Source organism: Enhydrobacter sp., from assembly GCA_025808875.1.
Lineage (GTDB): Bacteria > Pseudomonadota > Alphaproteobacteria > Reyranellales > Reyranellaceae > Reyranella.
This window is the reverse complement of the sequence record CP075528.1, coordinates 728,433-745,211: the sequence shown is the minus strand read 5'-3', so window position 1 is coordinate 745,211 and position 16,779 is coordinate 728,433. Positions and strand designations below refer to the sequence as shown.

General features: G+C 69.2%; 18 protein-coding genes and 1 tRNA gene. 4 read left to right on the top strand and 15 right to left on the bottom strand.

Annotated features, from left to right (window positions below):
- Positions 1-170 precede the first annotated feature (170 nt).
- The 10 genes from KIT25_03655 to KIT25_03610 form a co-directional block, all read right to left on the bottom strand.
- Positions 171-1,379: a ribonuclease E/G gene (locus KIT25_03655; GenBank protein ID UYN96051.1), complete on the bottom strand. Its 1,209-nt coding sequence runs from the start codon at positions 1,377-1,379 to the stop codon at positions 171-173.
- Positions 1,376-1,948 carry a septum formation protein Maf gene (gene maf, locus KIT25_03650; protein UYN96050.1) on the bottom strand — a complete coding sequence of 191 codons (573 nt, stop codon included), beginning with the start codon at positions 1,946-1,948 and terminating at the stop codon, positions 1,376-1,378. Before maf ends, KIT25_03655 begins: the two co-directional genes overlap by 4 nt.
- A 1-nt stretch (position 1,949) precedes the next feature.
- Positions 1,950-2,168, bottom strand: coding sequence for a translation initiation factor IF-1 (gene infA / locus KIT25_03645; protein UYN96049.1), 219 nt, complete (start codon positions 2,166-2,168; stop codon positions 1,950-1,952).
- 114 nt (positions 2,169-2,282) lie between these two features.
- Positions 2,283-2,726 carry an arsenate reductase ArsC gene (locus KIT25_03640; protein UYN96048.1) on the bottom strand — a complete coding sequence of 148 codons (444 nt, stop codon included), beginning with the start codon at positions 2,724-2,726 and terminating at the stop codon, positions 2,283-2,285.
- Complete coding sequence (locus KIT25_03635) at positions 2,723-3,196, bottom strand: UPF0262 family protein (GenBank protein ID UYN96047.1); 474 nt, start codon at positions 3,194-3,196, stop codon at positions 2,723-2,725. Before KIT25_03635 ends, KIT25_03640 begins: the two co-directional genes overlap by 4 nt.
- A gap of 7 nt (positions 3,197-3,203) precedes the next feature.
- Positions 3,204-4,520: a histidinol dehydrogenase gene (gene hisD / locus KIT25_03630; protein UYN96046.1), complete on the bottom strand. Its 1,317-nt coding sequence runs from the start codon at positions 4,518-4,520 to the stop codon at positions 3,204-3,206.
- On the bottom strand, positions 4,510-5,238 hold the full coding sequence (locus KIT25_03625; GenBank protein ID UYN96045.1) for an ATP phosphoribosyltransferase: 729 nt from the start codon (positions 5,236-5,238) through the stop codon (positions 4,510-4,512). Before KIT25_03625 ends, hisD begins: the two co-directional genes overlap by 11 nt.
- Complete coding sequence (locus tag KIT25_03620; protein UYN96044.1) at positions 5,211-5,633, bottom strand: DUF2948 family protein; 423 nt, start codon at positions 5,631-5,633, stop codon at positions 5,211-5,213. The genes KIT25_03625 and KIT25_03620 overlap by 28 nt, the downstream gene beginning before the upstream one ends.
- 8 nt (positions 5,634-5,641) lie before the next feature.
- A complete protein-coding gene (murA, locus tag KIT25_03615) occupies positions 5,642-6,922 on the bottom strand; it encodes a UDP-N-acetylglucosamine 1-carboxyvinyltransferase (GenBank protein UYN96043.1) in 1,281 nt (426 codons plus the stop codon).
- Positions 6,923-6,933: 11 nt separating this feature from the next.
- The gene (locus KIT25_03610; GenBank protein UYN96042.1) at positions 6,934-7,488 is read right to left on the bottom strand and encodes a dCTP deaminase; all 555 of its coding nucleotides are present in this window, start codon (positions 7,486-7,488) and stop codon (positions 6,934-6,936) included.
- Positions 7,489-7,749: 261 nt separating this feature from the next.
- Here KIT25_03610 and KIT25_03605 point away from each other — a divergent pair, with 261 nt between their 5' ends.
- On the top strand, positions 7,750-8,394 hold the full coding sequence (locus KIT25_03605) for a hypothetical protein (protein ID UYN96041.1): 645 nt from the start codon (positions 7,750-7,752) through the stop codon (positions 8,392-8,394).
- A gap of 58 nt (positions 8,395-8,452) precedes the next feature.
- On the opposite strand, the gene KIT25_03600 is transcribed toward KIT25_03605, so the two are convergent.
- Together KIT25_03600 and KIT25_03595 are read right to left on the bottom strand one after the other, a co-directional pair.
- On the bottom strand, positions 8,453-10,255 hold the full coding sequence (locus tag KIT25_03600) for a DUF1446 domain-containing protein (GenBank protein ID UYN96040.1): 1,803 nt from the start codon (positions 10,253-10,255) through the stop codon (positions 8,453-8,455).
- A gap of 5 nt (positions 10,256-10,260) precedes the next feature.
- Positions 10,261-11,043, bottom strand: coding sequence for an enoyl-CoA hydratase/isomerase family protein (locus KIT25_03595; GenBank protein UYN96039.1), 783 nt, complete (start codon positions 11,041-11,043; stop codon positions 10,261-10,263).
- Positions 11,044-11,111: 68 nt separating this feature from the next.
- Here KIT25_03595 and KIT25_03590 point away from each other — a divergent pair, with 68 nt between their 5' ends.
- A complete protein-coding gene (locus tag KIT25_03590) occupies positions 11,112-12,005 on the top strand; it encodes a PaaI family thioesterase (GenBank protein UYN96038.1) in 894 nt (297 codons plus the stop codon).
- A 3-nt stretch (positions 12,006-12,008) separates the two neighbouring features.
- Here KIT25_03590 and KIT25_03585 read toward each other — a convergent pair whose 3' ends face one another.
- Both KIT25_03585 and KIT25_03580 read right to left on the bottom strand, forming a co-directional pair.
- Complete coding sequence (locus tag KIT25_03585) at positions 12,009-12,332, bottom strand: Hpt domain-containing protein (protein UYN96037.1); 324 nt, start codon at positions 12,330-12,332, stop codon at positions 12,009-12,011.
- Entirely contained in the window at positions 12,329-14,476 is a 2,148-nt protein-coding gene (locus tag KIT25_03580) for a response regulator (protein ID UYN96036.1), read from the bottom strand. The genes KIT25_03585 and KIT25_03580 overlap by 4 nt, the downstream gene beginning before the upstream one ends.
- Positions 14,477-14,637: 161 nt before the next feature.
- Here KIT25_03580 and KIT25_03575 point away from each other — a divergent pair, with 161 nt between their 5' ends.
- Positions 14,638-15,345: a response regulator gene (locus KIT25_03575; protein ID UYN96035.1), complete on the top strand. Its 708-nt coding sequence runs from the start codon at positions 14,638-14,640 to the stop codon at positions 15,343-15,345.
- A gap of 37 nt (positions 15,346-15,382) precedes the next feature.
- A tRNA-Ile gene (locus tag KIT25_03570) sits at positions 15,383-15,458 on the top strand.
- Between the two features lie 100 nt (positions 15,459-15,558).
- On the opposite strand, the gene KIT25_03565 is transcribed toward KIT25_03570, so the two are convergent.
- Positions 15,559-16,776 carry an MFS transporter gene (locus KIT25_03565; GenBank protein UYN96034.1) on the bottom strand — a complete coding sequence of 406 codons (1,218 nt, stop codon included), beginning with the start codon at positions 16,774-16,776 and terminating at the stop codon, positions 15,559-15,561.
- Positions 16,777-16,779 lie beyond the last annotated feature (3 nt).

The window sequence follows — 16,779 nt, the reverse complement described above, 5'->3', positions numbered from 1 at the left end:
GGCGCCCTCCAGGGAGTGGGATCGACACTCGATCGGCCAACGCAGCATCGCGGCGTTGGGTTGCGCCCCTCCCGCAAGGTCACGCTGCCGTGACGGCGCGCGACCGTGTGTCGGCCGTCGGCCGCCCGTGTCGGCCGTGGGCCGCCCGTGTCGGCCGTGGGCCGCCCGCGTCAGCCGTCGGTGGAGGCTTCGTCGGTGCCGGCACGCTCCAGGGCATCGAGCTCGGCGGCCAGGACCGGACCGCGCCGCGCCCGGGTCAGCTCGAACAGGCCGAGCCGGGTGAAGCCGTAGAGCTGGGTCGGCACGGGATCGTCCTTGACCGCCTCGGCGAGGCTCGCCTGCACCTTGTCGCGGTCGTAAGCGCTGCGCATGTTGACGAAGTCGATCACGACGGCGCCGGCGATGTTGCGCAGCCGGAGCTGGTGGGCGATGGCCGGCGCCGCCTCGAGGTTGACCTCGACCGGGCGGCGCGGCGCGCGGCCCTGGCGGCCGCCGGCTCCGGCGCTGTCGACGTCGATCGCCGTCAGCGTCTCGCCCGGCTCGAACAGAACCTCGACGCCGCTCTCGAGCGCGATGCGGCGCGCCAGCGCCGTCTCGACCTGGCCGCTCACGTCGTCGATGTCGAACACCGGCATCGGGCCGTTGTGCCAGCGCACGCGGATGCGCTCCTGCCGGCGATCCATCTCGTCCTGCAGCGAACGCGCCATCGCCCGATCGTCGACGATCACCTCCTCGAGCGCCGCGCCGTGGTCGCGCAACGCCCGCGCGACCGGATCGCGCTCACCCGGCATGCGGGCGGTGATGTCGGCCGGCGGCGGCACGTCGAGCGCGTGGCGGCGCACCCGCTCCCAGCGCTCCATGATCTGCCGGGCGTCGGCCTGCAGCAGCGCCGCCGGCGCGCCGGCAGCGGCGGTGCGCAGCACGACGCCGCCTTCGAGCAGTCCCTGCGCGTGGCCCGCCAGGCGCTCGCGCTCGGCCTCGCCCTCGATACGGCGCGAGAAGCCGACGCCGGAGCCCAGCGGATGGTAGACGAGGTAGCGGCCGGTGACGGCCAGGTTCATCGACAGCCGCGGGCCCTTGTCGCTGCCCTCGTTGTCGTGGCGCACCTGCACGAGGACGGGCGCGCCGGGCGGCGGCCAACCGTCGAGTCCGGCCCGGTCGTCGGCGCGCAGGAAGCCCGAGCGGCCGATGCCGATATCGACGAAGGCGCCGTCCAGTTCCGGCATCACCCGCTCGAGCCGGCCGAGGAAGATGCCGTCGGCGCGCGAGGGCCGGTCGCGCCGCGCCACCTGCAGTTCGACCAGGCGGCCGTCCGCCACCAGCGCAAGCACGAAGGCGCGCGGCATGACGTGGCAGATCAGGCGGTCGATACGGGTCACGATCCGCCCAACGCGCGCAAGAGCTGCGCGGTCTCGAACAGCGGCAGGCCGACCACGTTGCTGTAGGAACCCGACACGAACGACGCGAAGGCGGCGGCGCGGCCCTGGATGGCGTAGCCGCCCGCCTTGCCGCGCCATTCGCCGGCGGCGACGTAGGCCTCCGTTTCGGCCGGCTCGAGCCGCTTGAAGCGCACAACCGTCTCGACCAGCCGGGTGCGGCGACGGCCGTCGGCGCCGGCCACCGCCACGCCACCCAGCACGCGATGGCGACGGCCGGAGAGCAGCGCCAGGCAGGCCCTCGCCTGCGCCTCGTCGTCGGCCTTGGGCAGGATGCGCCGGCCGACGGCGACGACGCTGTCCGCCGCAAGGACCAGCTTGCCGGGATGGCGCGGCGCCACCGCGGCGAGCTTGGCTTCGGCCATGCGCAGCGCATAGGCGCGCGGAAGCTCGCCCGGACGGGGCGTCTCGTCGATTTCGGCGGGATCGATGGCGGCGGGCTCGACGCCGATCTGGCGCAGCAGATCGAGCCGGCGCGGCGAAGCTGACGCGAGGATCAGAGGCTCGCGCAACCTATTTGAAGCGGAAAGTGATGCGGCCCTTGGTCAGGTCGTAGGGCGTCATCTCGACGGTGACGCGATCGCCTGCCAGCACGCGGATGCGGTTCTTGCGCATCTTGCCCGAGGTATGGGCGAGGATCAGGTGGTCGTTGTCGAGCTTCACGCGAAACATGGCGTTGGGCAGCAGTTCGGCCACCACGCCGTTGAATTCGATCAGGTCTTCCTTGGCCATCCGGCCTCCGTTCCGAGGGTCGATGAAAATATCGAAGCGGCCGGAAAATGAGCCCCGGACAGCGGTTAGTCAACGTCCCCGCCGCAACCTTTCCACGTCCCCTCGTGGCCGTACTCAGAGCGAGGGCCCGGATGGCGCGCCGAAGCGCGACTTGAGCCGCGACAGGATCTGGTCCCGTACGCCGCGGTAGGCGGCGAGCCGGGCCTCGCGCGAACCCTCGACCGCGGTTGGGTCCGCGACCGGCCAATACTCGACCGTGGCCGCCGTTCCGCGCGTCGTCTCCAGCGCGCGGTGGTGCGCCTCGGGCGACAGCGTGACGATGAGATCGAAGGACGATGCATCGACGTCCTCGAAGGTCTTGGCGTGATGGCGGTGGACGTCGATGCCGAGTTCGTCGAGGGCGGCGACCGCGAAGCCGTCGACCTCGTCGGCGCGCACGCCGACGGAGTCGATGAAGACCGCCTGGCCATAGAGCCGCTTGGCCAGCGCCTCGGCCATCGGCGAGCGCACCGAGTTGTGGCTGCAGGCGAACAGCACGCTCGACGGAAGCTCCCTCATAGCTTGATGTGCAGCGCGCAGATCAGCGTGAACAGGCGCCGGGCCGTGTCGTGGTCGACCTCGATCTTGCCCTTGAGCCGCTCGCGCAGCAGCTCCGAACCCTCGTTGTGCAGGCCGCGCCGCCCCATGTCGAGCGCCTCGATCTGCGACGGCCCAAGCCTCTTGATCGCCGCGTAGTAGCTCTCGCAGACCAGGAAATAGTCCTTCACCACCTTGCGCAGGGGCGTCAGCGACAGGACGATGTCGCGCAGCTTTCGCCCGTCGGCGGTGTGCACGCCGAACACCAGGCGGTTCTCGAAGACGCCGACATGCAGCTTGTAGGGGCCATGCTCGCCGCCGACCAGCGCGAACTCGTTCTCCTCCAGCAGGTCGAACAGCGCCACCGCCCGCTCGTGCTCGACCTCCGCGCTGCGCCGCGCGACCGATTCCTCGTCGAGCGTGATGTCGATGATGCGGCGCCGCTGCGGCATGTCGGCCTCAGGAGCGGCGGTTGAGCCGGATCGAGACCGAGCGGCCATGTGCGCCGAGCCCCTCGGCCTCGGCCAGCGCCATCGCCGCGGGGGCGAGGGCGGCCAGCGACTCCGGCGTGCAGGCCACGATCGAGGTGCGCTTCAGGAAGTCGGCGACGCCGAGCCCGCCCGAGAAGCGCGCCGCGCGCGAGGTCGGCAGCACGTGGTTGGTGCCGGCGACGTAGTCGCCGATCGCCTCGGGCGTGTGGCGTCCGATGAAGATCGCACCGGCATGGCGGATCCTGTCGGCGAGCGCCGCCGCGACAGCGGGCTCCATCGCCAGCTCGACATGCTCGGCGGCGATGCGGTCGACGAGGGCTGGCGCGTCGGCGAGGTCGCGCACCAGGAGGATGGCGCCGTTGCCGCGCCAGCTCGCACCGGCGATCGCCGCGCGCGGCAGGACCTTCAGCGCCGCATCGACCGCCCGCGCCACCTCGTCGGCGAACGTCGCGTCGTCGGCGATCAGGACCGACTGCGAGGACGGGTCGTGCTCGGCCTGCGACAGCAGGTCGGCGGCGATCCACGCCGGATCGTTGTGGCGGTCGGCGACGACCAGGATCTCCGACGGGCCGGCGATCAGGTCGATGCCGACCTGGCCGAACACGCGGCGCTTGGCGGCGGCGACGTAGGCGTTGCCGGGCCCGGTGATCTTGTCGACCGGCGGGATCGACTGCGTGCCGTAGGCGAGCGCGGCCACCGCCTGCGCGCCGCCGATGCGCCACACCTCGTCGGCGCCGGCGATGTTTGCCGCCAGCATGACCAGCGGATTGAGCACGCCGTCGGGCGTCGGCACGACCATGACGACGCGCGGCACGCCCGCCACCTTGGCCGGCACGATGTTCATCAGCACCGACGAGGGATAGGCCGCCGTTCCGCCCGGCACGTAGACGCCGACCGCATCGATCGGCCGGTAACGCGCGCCAAGGCGCGTGCCCGTCGCGTCGGTGAAGTCGACGTCCCGGGGCAGCAGCGCGCGATGGAACGCCTCGATGCGCTGGGCAGCAAACACCAGCGCCTCGCGCTCCGTCGCCGGCACCCGGGCCGCGGCTTTCTCGCGTTCGGCGTGAGAGATGCGCAGGCCTTTGACGTCGGTGTCGAGACGGTCGAACTTCTTCGTGTACTCGAGCACCGCCGCGTCGCCGCGCGCCCGCACGTCGGCGATGATGTCCGCCACGACACGGTCGACGTTCTCGTCGGTGTCGCGATTGCGCGCCAGGAAGGCCGCGAAGTCTCTTTCGAAACCCGGCGCCGAGGCGTCGAGCCTCAACGGACCTTCAGGCGGCACGGCTGACCTCTCGGAAGCAATCGACCCAGTGGCCGATGCGCTCGGGCCGGGTCTTGAGCGCGGCGCGATTGACGATGAAGCGCGAGGTGACGTCGGCGATGTGCTCGATCTCGACCAGCCCGTTGTCGCGGAGCGTGCGGCCTGAATCGACGAGATCGACGATGCGGTGGCTGAGCCCGAGCGACGGCGCGAGCTCCATGGCGCCCGACAGCTTGACGCACTCGGCTTGCACGCCGCGCGCGGCGAAGTGGCGGCGTGTCACCTCGGGATACTTGGTGGCTATGCGCACGTGGCTCCATCTCCGGGGATCGTCGCTGCCCGCCATCTCCGCCGGTTCGGCGACGGCAAGCCGGCAGCGGCCGATGCCGAGGTCGATCGGCGCGTAGATCTCGGGATAGTCGAACTCCATCAGCACGTCGGCGCCGGCGATGCCGAGGTGGGCGGCGCCGAAGGCGACGAAGGTGGCGACGTCGAAGGAACGCACGCGGATGATGTCGAGGTCGGCGTGGTTGGTCGTGAAACGCAGCTGGCGCGAGTGGGGATCGGCGAAGGCCTGCTCCGGCTCGATGTTGGCGGCCGCCAGCAGGGGCGCCGCCTCACCGAAGATGCGGCCCTTGGGCAGGGCGAGAACGAGCTTCTCATTGGCTTCCGGCACGACCGTCTCCAATACGAACGCCCGCCTTTCGCGGGCTATTCGACCGGATGGGCGGGCTTCCATGGGGTGGGCCAAGCCTCCCCGACATCCCCCAAATGGCATGCGAGCCGGCCGATTTCCAGCCGAATGGCCCGGCCGGCGGCGAAGCGCAGCAGCGCCGAGCGCTCGCTTTCGAGAGCGACGGCCAGCAGCTCCAGCATCCGGTCGGGCTCGTCGAGCGGGATCCTGTGATGGTGGACGGCGTCGACCTCGTTGAACACCAGGGCCGAATGAGTCCGCCAGTAGCGGGTCTCGATGCCGGGATGGGCCTCCCAGCAGAACCGGTTCAAAAGCAGAACGAACCGCCGCTCGCCGGCGAAATAGGCGCAGTCGCGCACCGCCACCAGGGAGTCCTGTACCGCCGCCGAGATCACCGCGAGATCGTCGGCGTCGAGCGCCGAGAGCTTCAGCTTCTCCATGGCAGCGGTCAGCCCTTCACCCGCTCGATGTCGGCGCCGCACGCGGCGAGCTTCTCCTCCAGCCGCTCGTAGCCGCGGTCGAGGTGATAGACGCGGTGCAGGGTGGTCTCGCCCTCGGCGACGAGGCCGGCGATGGCGAGCGACACCGAGGCGCGCAGGTCGGTAGCCATCACCTCGGCGCCGCGCAGCTTGGGGACACCGCGCACCAGCGCCGATTCGTGGTGGATGGTGACGTTGGCGCCCATGCGCATCAGCTCGGGCACGTGCATGAAGCGGCTTTCGAAGATCGTCTCGGTGATCATCGAAGCACCCTCGGCCCGCGTCATCAGCGCCATCATCTGCGCCTGCAGGTCGGTGGGAAAGCCGGGATAGGGCTCGGTCATCACGTCGACGCCGTGCAGGCCGTTGGCCCGCGACACGCGGAAGCCGCGGTTGGTCTTGTCGAGCACGACGCCCGCCGCCCGAAGGCTCTGCGCCGCCGCTTCCATAAGGTCGAGCCGGCCGCCGACCAGCTCGACGTCGCCCGCCGTCATGGCGATCGCCATGGCATAGGTGCCGGTCTCGATGCGGTCGGGAATGACGGCGTGGGTCGCCGCGCGGAGCTGCTCGACGCCCTCGATGGTCAAAGTCTCGGTGCCGACGCCCTGGATCGGCACGCCCATCTTCGCCAGGCACTCGGCAAGGTCGACGATCTCGGGCTCGCGCGCGGCGTTGGCGAGCACCGTCGTTCCCCTGGCGAGCGCCGCCGCCATCATCAGGTTCTCCGTGGCGCCGACCGACACTTTCGGGAAGGTGTAGCGCGCGCCTTTCAGACCGTCCGGCGCCCGGGCGACGAGATAACCGCCGTCGATGTCGATCTGCGCGCCCATCGCCTTCAGCCCGGCGATGTGCAGATCGACCGGCCGCGCGCCAATGGCGCAGCCGCCCGGCAGCGAGACCCGCGCCTCGCCCTCGCGCGCGACGAGCGGGCCCAGCACCAGCACCGAGGCGCGCATCTTGCGCACGATGTCGTAGGGCGCCGTCGTCGAGGCGATCTTGCCGGCGCGTAGCGTCAGCGTCGTGCCGTGGCTGTGACCGTTCTCGCCGGGCGCGGCCTGCACCTCCACGCCGTGCTGCTGCAGCAAATGGATCATGGTCGTGATGTCGGCGAGCCGCGGCACGTTCTTCAGGGTGAGCGGCTTGTCGGTCAGCATCGCCGCCACCATCAGCGGCAGGCAGGCGTTCTTGGAGCCGGAAACCTGGATTTCGCCCTTGAGCTGGCGGCCGCCCCTGATCCTGATGCGATCCATGTCCGCCTCCGTCAGATCTTCGGCAGGGTGACGCCGCGCTGGCCCTGGTACTTGCCAGACTTGTCGGCGTAGGAAACCTCGCAGGGCTCGTTGCCCTGCAGGAACAGGAACTGGCAGGCGCCTTCGTTGGCGTAGATCCTGGCCGGCAAAGGCGTGGTGTTGGAGAACTCCAGCGTCACATGGCCCTCCCACTCCGGCTCGAGCGGCGTGACGTTGACGATGATGCCGCAGCGCGCGTAGGTCGACTTGCCGACGCAGATCACCAGCACATCGCGCGGGATGCGGAAGTACTCGACCGTGCGGGCCAGCGCGAAGGAGTTGGGTGGGATGATGCAGACGTCGGTCTTGCGATCGACGAAGCTGTTCTCGGCGAAGTTCTTGGGATCGACCACCGCCGAATCGACGTTGGTGAAGATCTTGAACTCCGGCCCCACCCGCGCGTCATAGCCGTAGGAGCTGAGCCCATAGGAGATCGTGCCCTCGCGCTTCTGCGAGTCCACGAAGGGCTCGATCATGCGCTCTTCCTGGGCCATGCGGCGGATCCAGCGGTCGGAAAGGATGGTCATCGCGGGCGCTTCTAGCCGTCTTTGGTGCCTTTGTCCGCCCTCTCCTTGACCGCCGTCCGTGCACGGGCCCGCGCCTTGCGCCGCTTGAGGTTTTCCCTCAGGGCGGCGGCCAGCCGCGCGTGTCGATCGCCTCTTGCCGGGGTGGTTCTGGAGGGGGGCTTCATTGCATTCGAGCATACACCATCGAGCGTCGGCTTGCGCGTCCCAACGAGCGACCCCTTGGCGTACCACAGGCCGCACGCTATGCGAACAGCACCGACCATGGCCGCCAAGACCACGCTCAACAGCCACGGGCAGTACGACGACTTGGCACTCGACAATGCCACGCCGGATCGCCGCGGCCACCCCCAGTGGGACTGGGAGGACATGCGCATCGACGTGCTCGACGCCCTCGAACGCAGCGACGAGGCGCAGATGGCCCGGTGGTCGTGCTTCGAGCGCGCGCTCAGCGTCCGCCATCTGCGCGACTACCTCAAACGGCTGCCCGACTTCGACGATGTGCGCACCGAAGAACAGGCACTGACATATGCCGAGAGCCACGGCAGCCTGTTGGCGGCCCCGTCCTTCCTCGTCGCCTGGCCGGACCTCGAAAGGGCGGCGCGGACGGTCGGTCGCCGGGCCCGTGAACTCGACGGCGACCATTACGAGATATTGACCCCGGCGGCGAACGCCCTCGCCGGCAAATTCCCGCTCGCGGCCACGCTCGTCTTACGGTCGATGATCGACTTCGCGGTAGATAGGGCGCGCAGCGGCCGCTATCGCCACGCCGCCCGACACCTCCTTGACTGCTCGGGGCTCGCCGCATCGGTCGAGGACTGGGAGTCCTTCGAGACGCACGAGGCCTATATCGCGCGTCTGAGAAACAAGCACGCCCGCAAGACCTCCTTCTGGGCAGAGGTCGAGTAGCCAGCCGCGACGTCCGACGCTGCTCGGGCCAACGTCCGACCACGCATCGCTGCTTCGCTCAGCCGACCTCCTTCGCGACCTCGGCCGACACCCCCACCGGCATGTCGAGCAGCATCTGGGCGAAGGCCTTGGCCAGCGGATCGGCCTTGAGCGAGGCCATGCCGCCGCCGCCCAGCGCCTGGCGCAGCAGGAAATTGAATCCATGGATGCCCGGCAGCCGCCAGCGCGTGACCGGCCCGTTGATCCGATGGGCGAAGTACTTCGCCACCGCCTCCGCCGTCACCTCGGCGTCGAGGATCGGTTCGTACTCGGGCTTTCTGGCGAAGATGCCGATGTTGGCGTTGTCGCCCTTGTCGCCCGAACGGCCGTAGGCGAGCGCGATCAGCGGCACGGTCGTCGTAGCGCCGGCGAGCGGCCTGGCTGGCGGCGCCTCGGCCGGCAGCTCGCCAGCATCGAAGCCGCCACTCCTCGCGCCTTCCTGCATCGGGATCTGGCGGCCGTCGATGTCGATCGTCACCGGCACCTGGCTCTTGGGCACCAGACAGGAGAACATGCGGATCACGGGCGAGGGCGAGACGCGGCCGGCGCCGAAGCTGCCGGCCAGGCCGACGACGCCGCCGGTCGACATCGGCGCGATCTCGCGGCCGAGCAGCGCCAGCGCCTCCTTCTGGTCGTGCCGGGCGGCGATCTTGACCACCACCTCGCGGCTGTCGGCGGTACGCGCGTGCGGGCCGTAGGTCGCCTCGCCGCCGATCACCTCGATGCTGACGTCGCGATAGTCCGCCATGCCCCTCTCGGCGAACATCCGGCGCGTCTTCTTGACGATCATCTCGGCGCTGTGCTTGCCCTTCGCCACGGCTTCGCGGCCGCCCAGCATGAAGATGGTGCTGAGCTTATGGCCGTCCGGCCAGGTCGTCGAGATCTTGTAGGTGTCGGTCGGTCTGCGGCCCCTGGCGCCCGAGACGTGCACGCGGTCCTTGCCGACCTGCTCGTACCTGGCCTGGGTAAAGTCGCAGACCACGTCGGGCACGATGTAGGCGCGCGGATCGCCGATCTCGTAGAGCATCTGCTCGGCGACGGTGGCCGGCGTGATCAGCCCGCCGGTATCGTCGGGCTTGGAGAGCACGAAGCTGCCGTCCTCCGACACCTCGGCGATCGGAAAGCCCATGTTGTCGTAGTCGGGCACGAGGCGCCAATCGGTGAAATTACCGCCGTTGCATTGCGCACCGCATTCGATGATGTGGCCGCACAGCGTGCCGGCCGCCAGCCGGTCGATGTCTTCCGGTGTCCAGGAGAAGGCATGGATCAGGCAACCCAGCGTCACCGCCGAATCGACGCAACGCCCGGTAATCACCACGTCGGCGCCTTCGGACAGCGCGCGGGCGATCGGGAAGCCGCCGAGATAGGCGTTCATGCTGGCAACCTTCGCGGGCAGCTCCGCGCCGGTGTCCATCTCCCTGACGCCGAGCTTGCGCAGCTCCTCGACGCGGCCCGTGAGGTCGTCGCCCAGCACCAGCGCGACCTTGAGCGCGACACCGGCGGCCTCGCACGCCTTGAGCACCGCGTCGCGGCAGGCCTGCGGGTTGACGCCGCCGGCGTTGGTCACGACCTTGATCTTCTTCTCGGCGATCTCGCGGGCGAGCGGCGCCATGACCGCGGTCACGAAGTCGGTGGCGTAGCCGGCCTGCGGGTTGCGCTGCTTCTGGGCCGCCATGATCGACATGGTGACCTCGGCCAGATAGTCGCTCACAAGGTAGTCGACGGCGCCGTGGCGGACGAGTTGCGGCGCTGCGGTCTCGGTATCGCCCCAGAAGCCGGAGTGGCAGCCGATGCGAACCGTCCTCTTGGCGGTCTTGCCCATGGCCGTCACCTCTTCTTGCGATCGACGAATGCGGTCATCGGCCCGATGTGCTCGCCGTCGCCGACCGACTGGGCGAAGGCGTCGATGCCGGCCTGCACCGCCTCGTCGAGCGGCAACCTCTCCCATCGCCGCATCAACTTCTTCTGCGCCCGTACCGCGAGCGGCGTGGCCTCGGCGATCGAAGCGACGCAACGCTCGATGGCCGCGTCGAGGCCGGCGGCGGGCACGACTTCCTCGACCATGCCCCAGGCCTCGGCCTTGGCGGCATCGATATTCTCGGCAGTGAGCAGCATCCACGAGGTGCGGCCCCAGCCGATCAAGCGCGGCAACAGCGCCGCCTCGACCACCGACGGCACGCCGACCTTCACTTCAGGCATGCCGAAATGCGCATTGTCGGCGGCGATGCGGATGTCGCAGGCGGCGGCCACTTCGAGGCCCGCGCCCAGCGTGTAGCCCTCCATGCGGCAGATCACCGGCACGGGACAGTCGCGGATCGACTGGCAGAGCCTGTGGATCAGGGTGATGAAGGCGCGGCCCTCGGCTTCCTTGCGCATCGCCGCCATATGATTGATGTCGGCGCCGCCGATGAAGGCACGCCCGCCGGCGCCGGCCAGGACGACCGCGCGCAGGTCCTCTTCCTGCGCCAGCCCGTGGAAGGTGGCGATCAGATCCTCGAGCGCCGGCGGATTGAGCACGTTCAGCCGGCGGGCATGGTCATAGACCACGTAGGCCACCCGGCCGCCGCCGCGCGGCTCGCGCTTCACTTCTATACTGTGCGCACCGGCCATGTCGTTTCGCTCCTTGGGCTTCCCGGGGGTCTTTCTGGCCCCGTCCAATTCTTCTATTACATCGGCCGATGCCCGATTCCATCGACCTCGCCCAGTATCGCACTTTCGACACGCCCGACCCGTTCGAGGATCATGTCGGCCCCTTCTACTTCCGCCTCGCGGGCGACACCCGCAAGGCCGGCGGGACCCACTGCGTGCTGCCGACCCATCAGCGGCACGGCAACTATGCCGGCGGCGTGCATGGCGGCGCCATCCTGACCTTTTCGGACTATGCGCTTTGCCTGATCGCGGGCCGCGCCGCCGACGGCGGCACCAACAGCGCCTTCGCCATGACGGTGAGCATCGCTGTCGAATTCCTCGACGGCGCCCGGATCGGCCCGCCGCTCGAGGCGAGTGGCGAGCCGCTGCAGGTCACCGGCCGGCTCGCCTTCGCGCGCGGCACGATCACCCAGCAAGGCAAGACCATCGCCCTGTGGTCCGGCGTCTGCCGCCATATCGCCCGCAACAAGGCGATGGCGCGCAAGGACGAGACGGCGACGGTCCTGCGATCGGCGACGCCGCAGGCCGTGCCCGGGGGCTACGAGCCGCTTGCCAACGCCAGCCTCTACTCGCGCCACATCGGGCCCTCCTATGCGCGCCAGGAGAGCGATGGCGCCTCGCTGGTCCAGCCGACCCTGCCGCACATGTGCAATTCCGGCGGGGTCCTGCATGGCGGCTACATGATGAGTTTCGCCGATTCGGCGCTGACGCGGGCGACCGGCCTCGTCACCGGCCGGGCGCCGTCGACGGTGAGCTTCGCCGCGGAGTTCCTGTCCTCCGGCGGAACGGAGTCGCCGCTTACGACACGGGTCGAAGTGCCGCGCCACGGCAAGTCGCTCGCCTTCGTGCGCGGCGTGCTGGAGCAGGACGGGCGGAAACTCCTGTCCTACTCCTCGACGATCAAGCTGCGGGACAGGACGTAAGGGCTACCGGGCGGCGACCTGGTCGGCGACGCGCTTCACCTCGACGCTGAACATCTCGTGCAGGCGGCGCACGCTCGGCAGGTCCTGGGCCTTGGCGGCGCGCTCGACGGCCTCGGCGATCTGGCGCAGCGCGGCCGCGCCGATCATGCCCGATGCACCCTTGAGCCGGTGGGCGGCGCGGGCGATCAGGGCGCAATCGGTCGAGCCGACGATCTCGCGATGGGCACCCTGTGCGGTCGCCAGAAAATCGCGCTCGACCTCGGCCAGGGTCGCCGGGTCCTCGCCGAACAGTTCGACGAGCTTGGCGCGGTCGTAGGCATCGTTCATGTCGTCGGCTCCACTCGGGCGTGCTTCAGCCATATGTCGAGCGTCGCCCTCAGCTGCTCGATGCCGATCGGCTTGGTGATCAGGCCATCCATGCCGCTGGCGCGGCTGCGCTGCTCCTGGTCCTCGAGCGCGCTCGCGGTGACGGCGAGGATGGGAATGCGGCCACGCACCTCGTCGCGCTCGCTCTCGCGGATGCGCCGGGCCAACTCGTAGCCGTCCATGGTGGGCATCTGCAGGTCGGCCAGCACGAGGTCGTAGCGGCCGCGGCGCCACTTCTCGAGCGCTTCCTCGCCACCCGAGGCCGAATCGGTCGAGGCGCCGGCAAGCTCGAGCTGGCGCGCCAGGATCTTGCGATTGACGGAGTTGTCGTCGACCACCAGCACGCGGCCGCCGGTCCGCTCGGGCGCGCGTGGCAGCATCTCGACGCGCTCCATCGATTCGCCGCGTCCGGCGGCGCGGGCGACCGCGCGAACCACCATGTCGCGCCGCCACGGACGCGCCAGCCCCTCGCCGGGCGACGGCCCGTCGTGCAGCACCACCTTGCGGCGCAGCGGGGCGTCGGGCTCGCCCACGACCACGCCGGTAAAGGCGGCACCGGGTGTGGCCAGCGCGACGGTGGCGCCGGCATCGCCGAGATAGCGGGCGATGGCCCGAGCCTCGTCGAGATCGGGCAGAGACACGGTGAGCGCAAGGCTCTGCAGGGCGGGCGAGGCGAGCGGCAGGCGGGTGCGGGCGTGTTCGAGGCGGACGGTGACGGAAAAGGTGGAGCCGGCGCCGGGCGCGCTCTCGACCGTGACGCCGCCGTGCATGGCCTCGGCGAGGCGCCGCACGATGGACAGGCCGAGGCCGGTGCCGCCGAATCGCCGCGTCGTCGAGCTGTCGGCTTGCACGAAGGGCTGGAACAGTCGCTCGCGCTGCTCGGCGGTCAGGCCAATGCCGGAATCGGCGACCCGGATGCAATACATCGACGGACCGGCGGCCTCCATGGTGAGGCGAATAGTTCCCTTCTCGGTGAACTTGATGGCGTTGCCGAGCAGGTTGAACAGCACTTGCTGAAGGCGCAACGGATCGCCGACCACCCGCTCGGGTACGGCCGCATCGACATAGGCGACGAGCCTCAGGCCCTTGGCCGCGGCCTGCGGCGCCAGGGTCTCGGCCGCGCCCTCGATCAGTTCGACGGTGCTGAGCTCGATGCGCTCGAGGTCGAGTCGACCGGCCTCGATCTTGGAGAAGTCGAGGATGTCGTCGATGATGCGCAACAACGCCGACGCCGAATAGCGCACGGTGCCCAGCGCCTCGCGCTGTTCGCCGGACAAAGGCGTCCTCTCCAGCACATCGATCATGCCGAGCACGCCGTTCATCGGCGTGCGGATCTCGTGGCTCATGGTGGCGAGAAAGGTGGACTTGGCCTGGTTGGCGTTCTCGGCGTCGCGCTGGGCCTCGAGCGCGGCGGCGCGCGCGAGCCGCTCTTCGTCGTAGGCGACCTGCAGTCGCTTGGCCAGCTCCTCCTTCTGGTAGGCGAGCGCGATGTTGTCGTACTGCCAGCTATGGACGTCGCGCACATAGGCCATGAGGTGGCCGACATAGGCGCCGCCCGCGACGCCGACGAGCTGATAGAACGGATCGACGCTGGTCATCAGCACCAGCAGCAGCGGCGCGGTCGTGGCGAGCGCGAAGGCGTAGAAGGTCGGTGGATGGGCGGAGCGGATGGGCACCGCCGTGGTGATGGTGGCCAGCAGGACGAGGCCCAGCAGCATGCGCTGCAGTTCGTACTCCAGCGAGGCGAGCATGAAGCCCGCGACGCCCCAGCACGCTCCGGCGAGGAAGGAGAGCGCGGCGAACCAGCGGCCCCAGCGTATCACGTCCTCGTCGGTCGGCCGGGCGCGAGTGAAGTTGCGGCGCAAGATGTCGAAGCCGATCGTGACGGCGACATGGACCAGGAATGGCGGCAGCAGATCGGTGAGCTCGATCTGGCGCCAGTAGATGGCGGCGATCACCGGCCACAGGACAAAGGAGAAGTAACGCGACTGGCGCGAACCGTCGAACAGGCGACGGATCAGTTCGGCGCGGACGAAGGCTTCCTGCCGCGGCGAGGCGGCAAGAGCCAGGACCGGCTGCGAGGCCGGCTGGACGGTATCGGTCATCGCGCGAACCGCGTGCGCAAGAAGGAGCGAAGCAACATATGGTGTGGCATGCTCGGCGAGGCCCTAATACTGTATCAAAAACATTAAGAAAGGACTATAAATCGTTACAATTACTTGGTATTTTATCAGACATTATTACTAAAGCAATTTGGACACAAGTCATGCAGCAACCTTCGATTCTGCTGGTCGAGGACGACGCGTTTCAGCGCAGGGCGGCCGAGACCTACCTCACGAACCATGATCTCAAGGTGACCGCGGTCGAGAACGGCGCGCAGATGCGCCGCCAGGTCTCGCGCTCAATGCCGGATCTCGTCCTGCTCGACGTGCAGTTGCCCGGCCAGGAGGACGGCTTCGCGCTGGCGCGCTGGCTGCGCGAAAGCAGCACGCGGGTCGGCATCATCATGCTCACCGCGGCGGGCGATTCGGTCGACAAGGTGCTGGGCCTCGAGAGCGGCGCCGACGACTACGTGGCCAAGCCTTACGAGCCGCGCGAATTGCTGGCGCGCTGCAAGAGCGTGCTGCGCCGTTCGTCCCACAAGACCACGCCCTCGCGGCTGGAACGGGTGCGCATGGGCCGCCATACACTCGACCTGACGCGCCGCGAGTTGCAGGACGACGACGGCAACGAGGTGGCGGTGACCGCCGGCGAGTTCGACATCCTCAAGATCTTCGCCGAGAATCCCAACCGTCCACTCAGTCGCGACTGGCTGCTGGAGACCACCAGCCACCGCGCCCGCGATCCGTTCGACCGGGCGATCGATCTCCGGATCACCCGGATCAGGCGCAAGATCGAGCCGGCACCCGAGAAGCCGACGGTCATTCGCACCGTGCGCGGCATCGGCTATATGTTCGTGCCGCCGGCCGAATGAGTGTAGAACACGGGCCGAGCTTACCTCCGGTACCAGGGGGCCCGTAGTTCAGTGGTTAGAACGAGCCGCTCATAACGGTTATGTCGCAGGTTCGAATCCTGCCGGGCCTACCATTCGCCCTGGCGTGCCTATAGGCGCCCGGAGATTGGGTTTGGGAGCAGCATGGCGCGCGTTGCCACTCGTCGATGCCGTCGGAACAAAACATCCACCCCATCAGATCCGGCGCCACAACGGAAAAGTCGCGGCGAGCACGACCAGGCCTAGGGCGCCGGTCAGCGCCGTCGCGTGGTGCGCGCCGATCCGATCGGCCAGCCAGCCCAGCCAGACGAAGCCGAGCGGCCCGGTGCCGATGCAGACCGAAAGCACGCCGAGGACCCGCGAGCGCATGTCGGGCGGTGCGGCAAGATAGACGATGGTCGCCTGCAGGGTGGCGAAGGCGGCGCCGCCCAGCCCGGTCACGACCAGGGCGATGCCGGCCCAGACCGGGTCGGTCGCCATCGCGAAGACGATCAGTGCCACCATGTAGCAGGCGACTCCGCCGACATAGGTGCGCGCATACCAGCGCGTGCTGAGGACGACGGCGAGGATCATCGCCCCGAGGAAGGCACCGAGCCCGTCCAGGCTCGCCAGGATGCCGACGCCCTCCGGGCCGAGCTGCAGCCTGTCGCGCCCGATCACCGGGATCATGCTGGTGAACGGCCAGGCGAAGACGTTGTAGATGACGGTGACCACCAGGGTCGCCGTCAGCCGCTTGTCGGCCAACACCATGGTCAGCCCCTCGCGCGTGCTGGCCAGCATGCCGGCGCCGGCGGGCGACGAGGGAATGCGCGCCCTGACCGCGAGGCAAGCCGCGATTGCCGCGGCATACATCGCCACACTCAGAAGGAAAGCCCCCTCGATGCCGATCGTCACCAGCAACACGCCGCCGACGGTCGGGCCGACCATGCGACTGGCGTTGCTGGCGCCGACGTCGAGCGACATCGCCCGGCTCATCTGCTCGCGACCGACCACTTCGCCGATCATCATGCGTCTCAGCGGATTGTCAGTTGCCCAGCCGCAGCCGTTGACGAAGCTGGCCACCGCCAAGTGCCAGACTTCGAGCGCGTCGAGCCAAGCGACCGTGGCGAGGATCCCCGAGGTCGCGGCCATGAGAGCGATCACGGCGATCAGCGTCAGGCGCCGGTCGAGGCGCTCGGCGAGGGTGCCCAGGAACGCGCCGAACAGGCCCATGGGCAGCAGCCTCAGCATGGTCATCATGGCGACCAGGAAGGCCTGCTCGGTGATCTGGTAGACGACAATGCCGACCGCGACCGTCTCGAGCCAGCGCACCGTGAAGACGATCAGGCCGACAAACCACAGCCGCCAGAAATCCGGCGCACTGGCGCCCAGCATGCGCCGGAGGCCGGGCGAGGGATTCTTGCGAACGGCCACGGG

Excerpts from the sequence above, each read along its gene's own strand:
- KIT25_03580 (UYN96036.1), bottom strand. The coding sequence starts at position 14,476 with ATGACCGATACCGTCCAGCCGGCCTCGCAGCCGGTCCTGGCTCTTGCC.
- KIT25_03605 (UYN96041.1), top strand. The coding sequence starts at position 7,750 with ATGGCCGCCAAGACCACGCTCAACAGCCACGGGCAGTACGACGACTTG.
- KIT25_03640 (UYN96048.1), bottom strand. The coding sequence starts at position 2,726 with ATGAGGGAGCTTCCGTCGAGCGTGCTGTTCGCCTGCAGCCACAACTCG.
- KIT25_03595 (UYN96039.1), bottom strand. The coding sequence starts at position 11,043 with ATGGCCGGTGCGCACAGTATAGAAGTGAAGCGCGAGCCGCGCGGCGGC.
- KIT25_03600 (UYN96040.1), bottom strand. The coding sequence starts at position 10,255 with ATGGGCAAGACCGCCAAGAGGACGGTTCGCATCGGCTGCCACTCCGGC.
- KIT25_03585 (UYN96037.1), bottom strand. The coding sequence starts at position 12,332 with ATGAACGATGCCTACGACCGCGCCAAGCTCGTCGAACTGTTCGGCGAG.
- murA (UYN96043.1), bottom strand. The coding sequence starts at position 6,922 with ATGGATCGCATCAGGATCAGGGGCGGCCGCCAGCTCAAGGGCGAAATC.
- KIT25_03620 (UYN96044.1), bottom strand. The coding sequence starts at position 5,633 with ATGGAGAAGCTGAAGCTCTCGGCGCTCGACGCCGACGATCTCGCGGTG.
- KIT25_03625 (UYN96045.1), bottom strand. The coding sequence starts at position 5,238 with ATGGAAGCCCGCCCATCCGGTCGAATAGCCCGCGAAAGGCGGGCGTTC.
- KIT25_03635 (UYN96047.1), bottom strand. The coding sequence starts at position 3,196 with ATGCCGCAGCGGCGCCGCATCATCGACATCACGCTCGACGAGGAATCG.
- KIT25_03590 (UYN96038.1), top strand. The coding sequence starts at position 11,112 with ATGCCCGATTCCATCGACCTCGCCCAGTATCGCACTTTCGACACGCCC.
- KIT25_03610 (UYN96042.1), bottom strand. The coding sequence starts at position 7,488 with ATGACCATCCTTTCCGACCGCTGGATCCGCCGCATGGCCCAGGAAGAG.
- KIT25_03575 (UYN96035.1), top strand. The coding sequence starts at position 14,638 with ATGCAGCAACCTTCGATTCTGCTGGTCGAGGACGACGCGTTTCAGCGC.
- infA (UYN96049.1), bottom strand. The coding sequence starts at position 2,168 with ATGGCCAAGGAAGACCTGATCGAATTCAACGGCGTGGTGGCCGAACTG.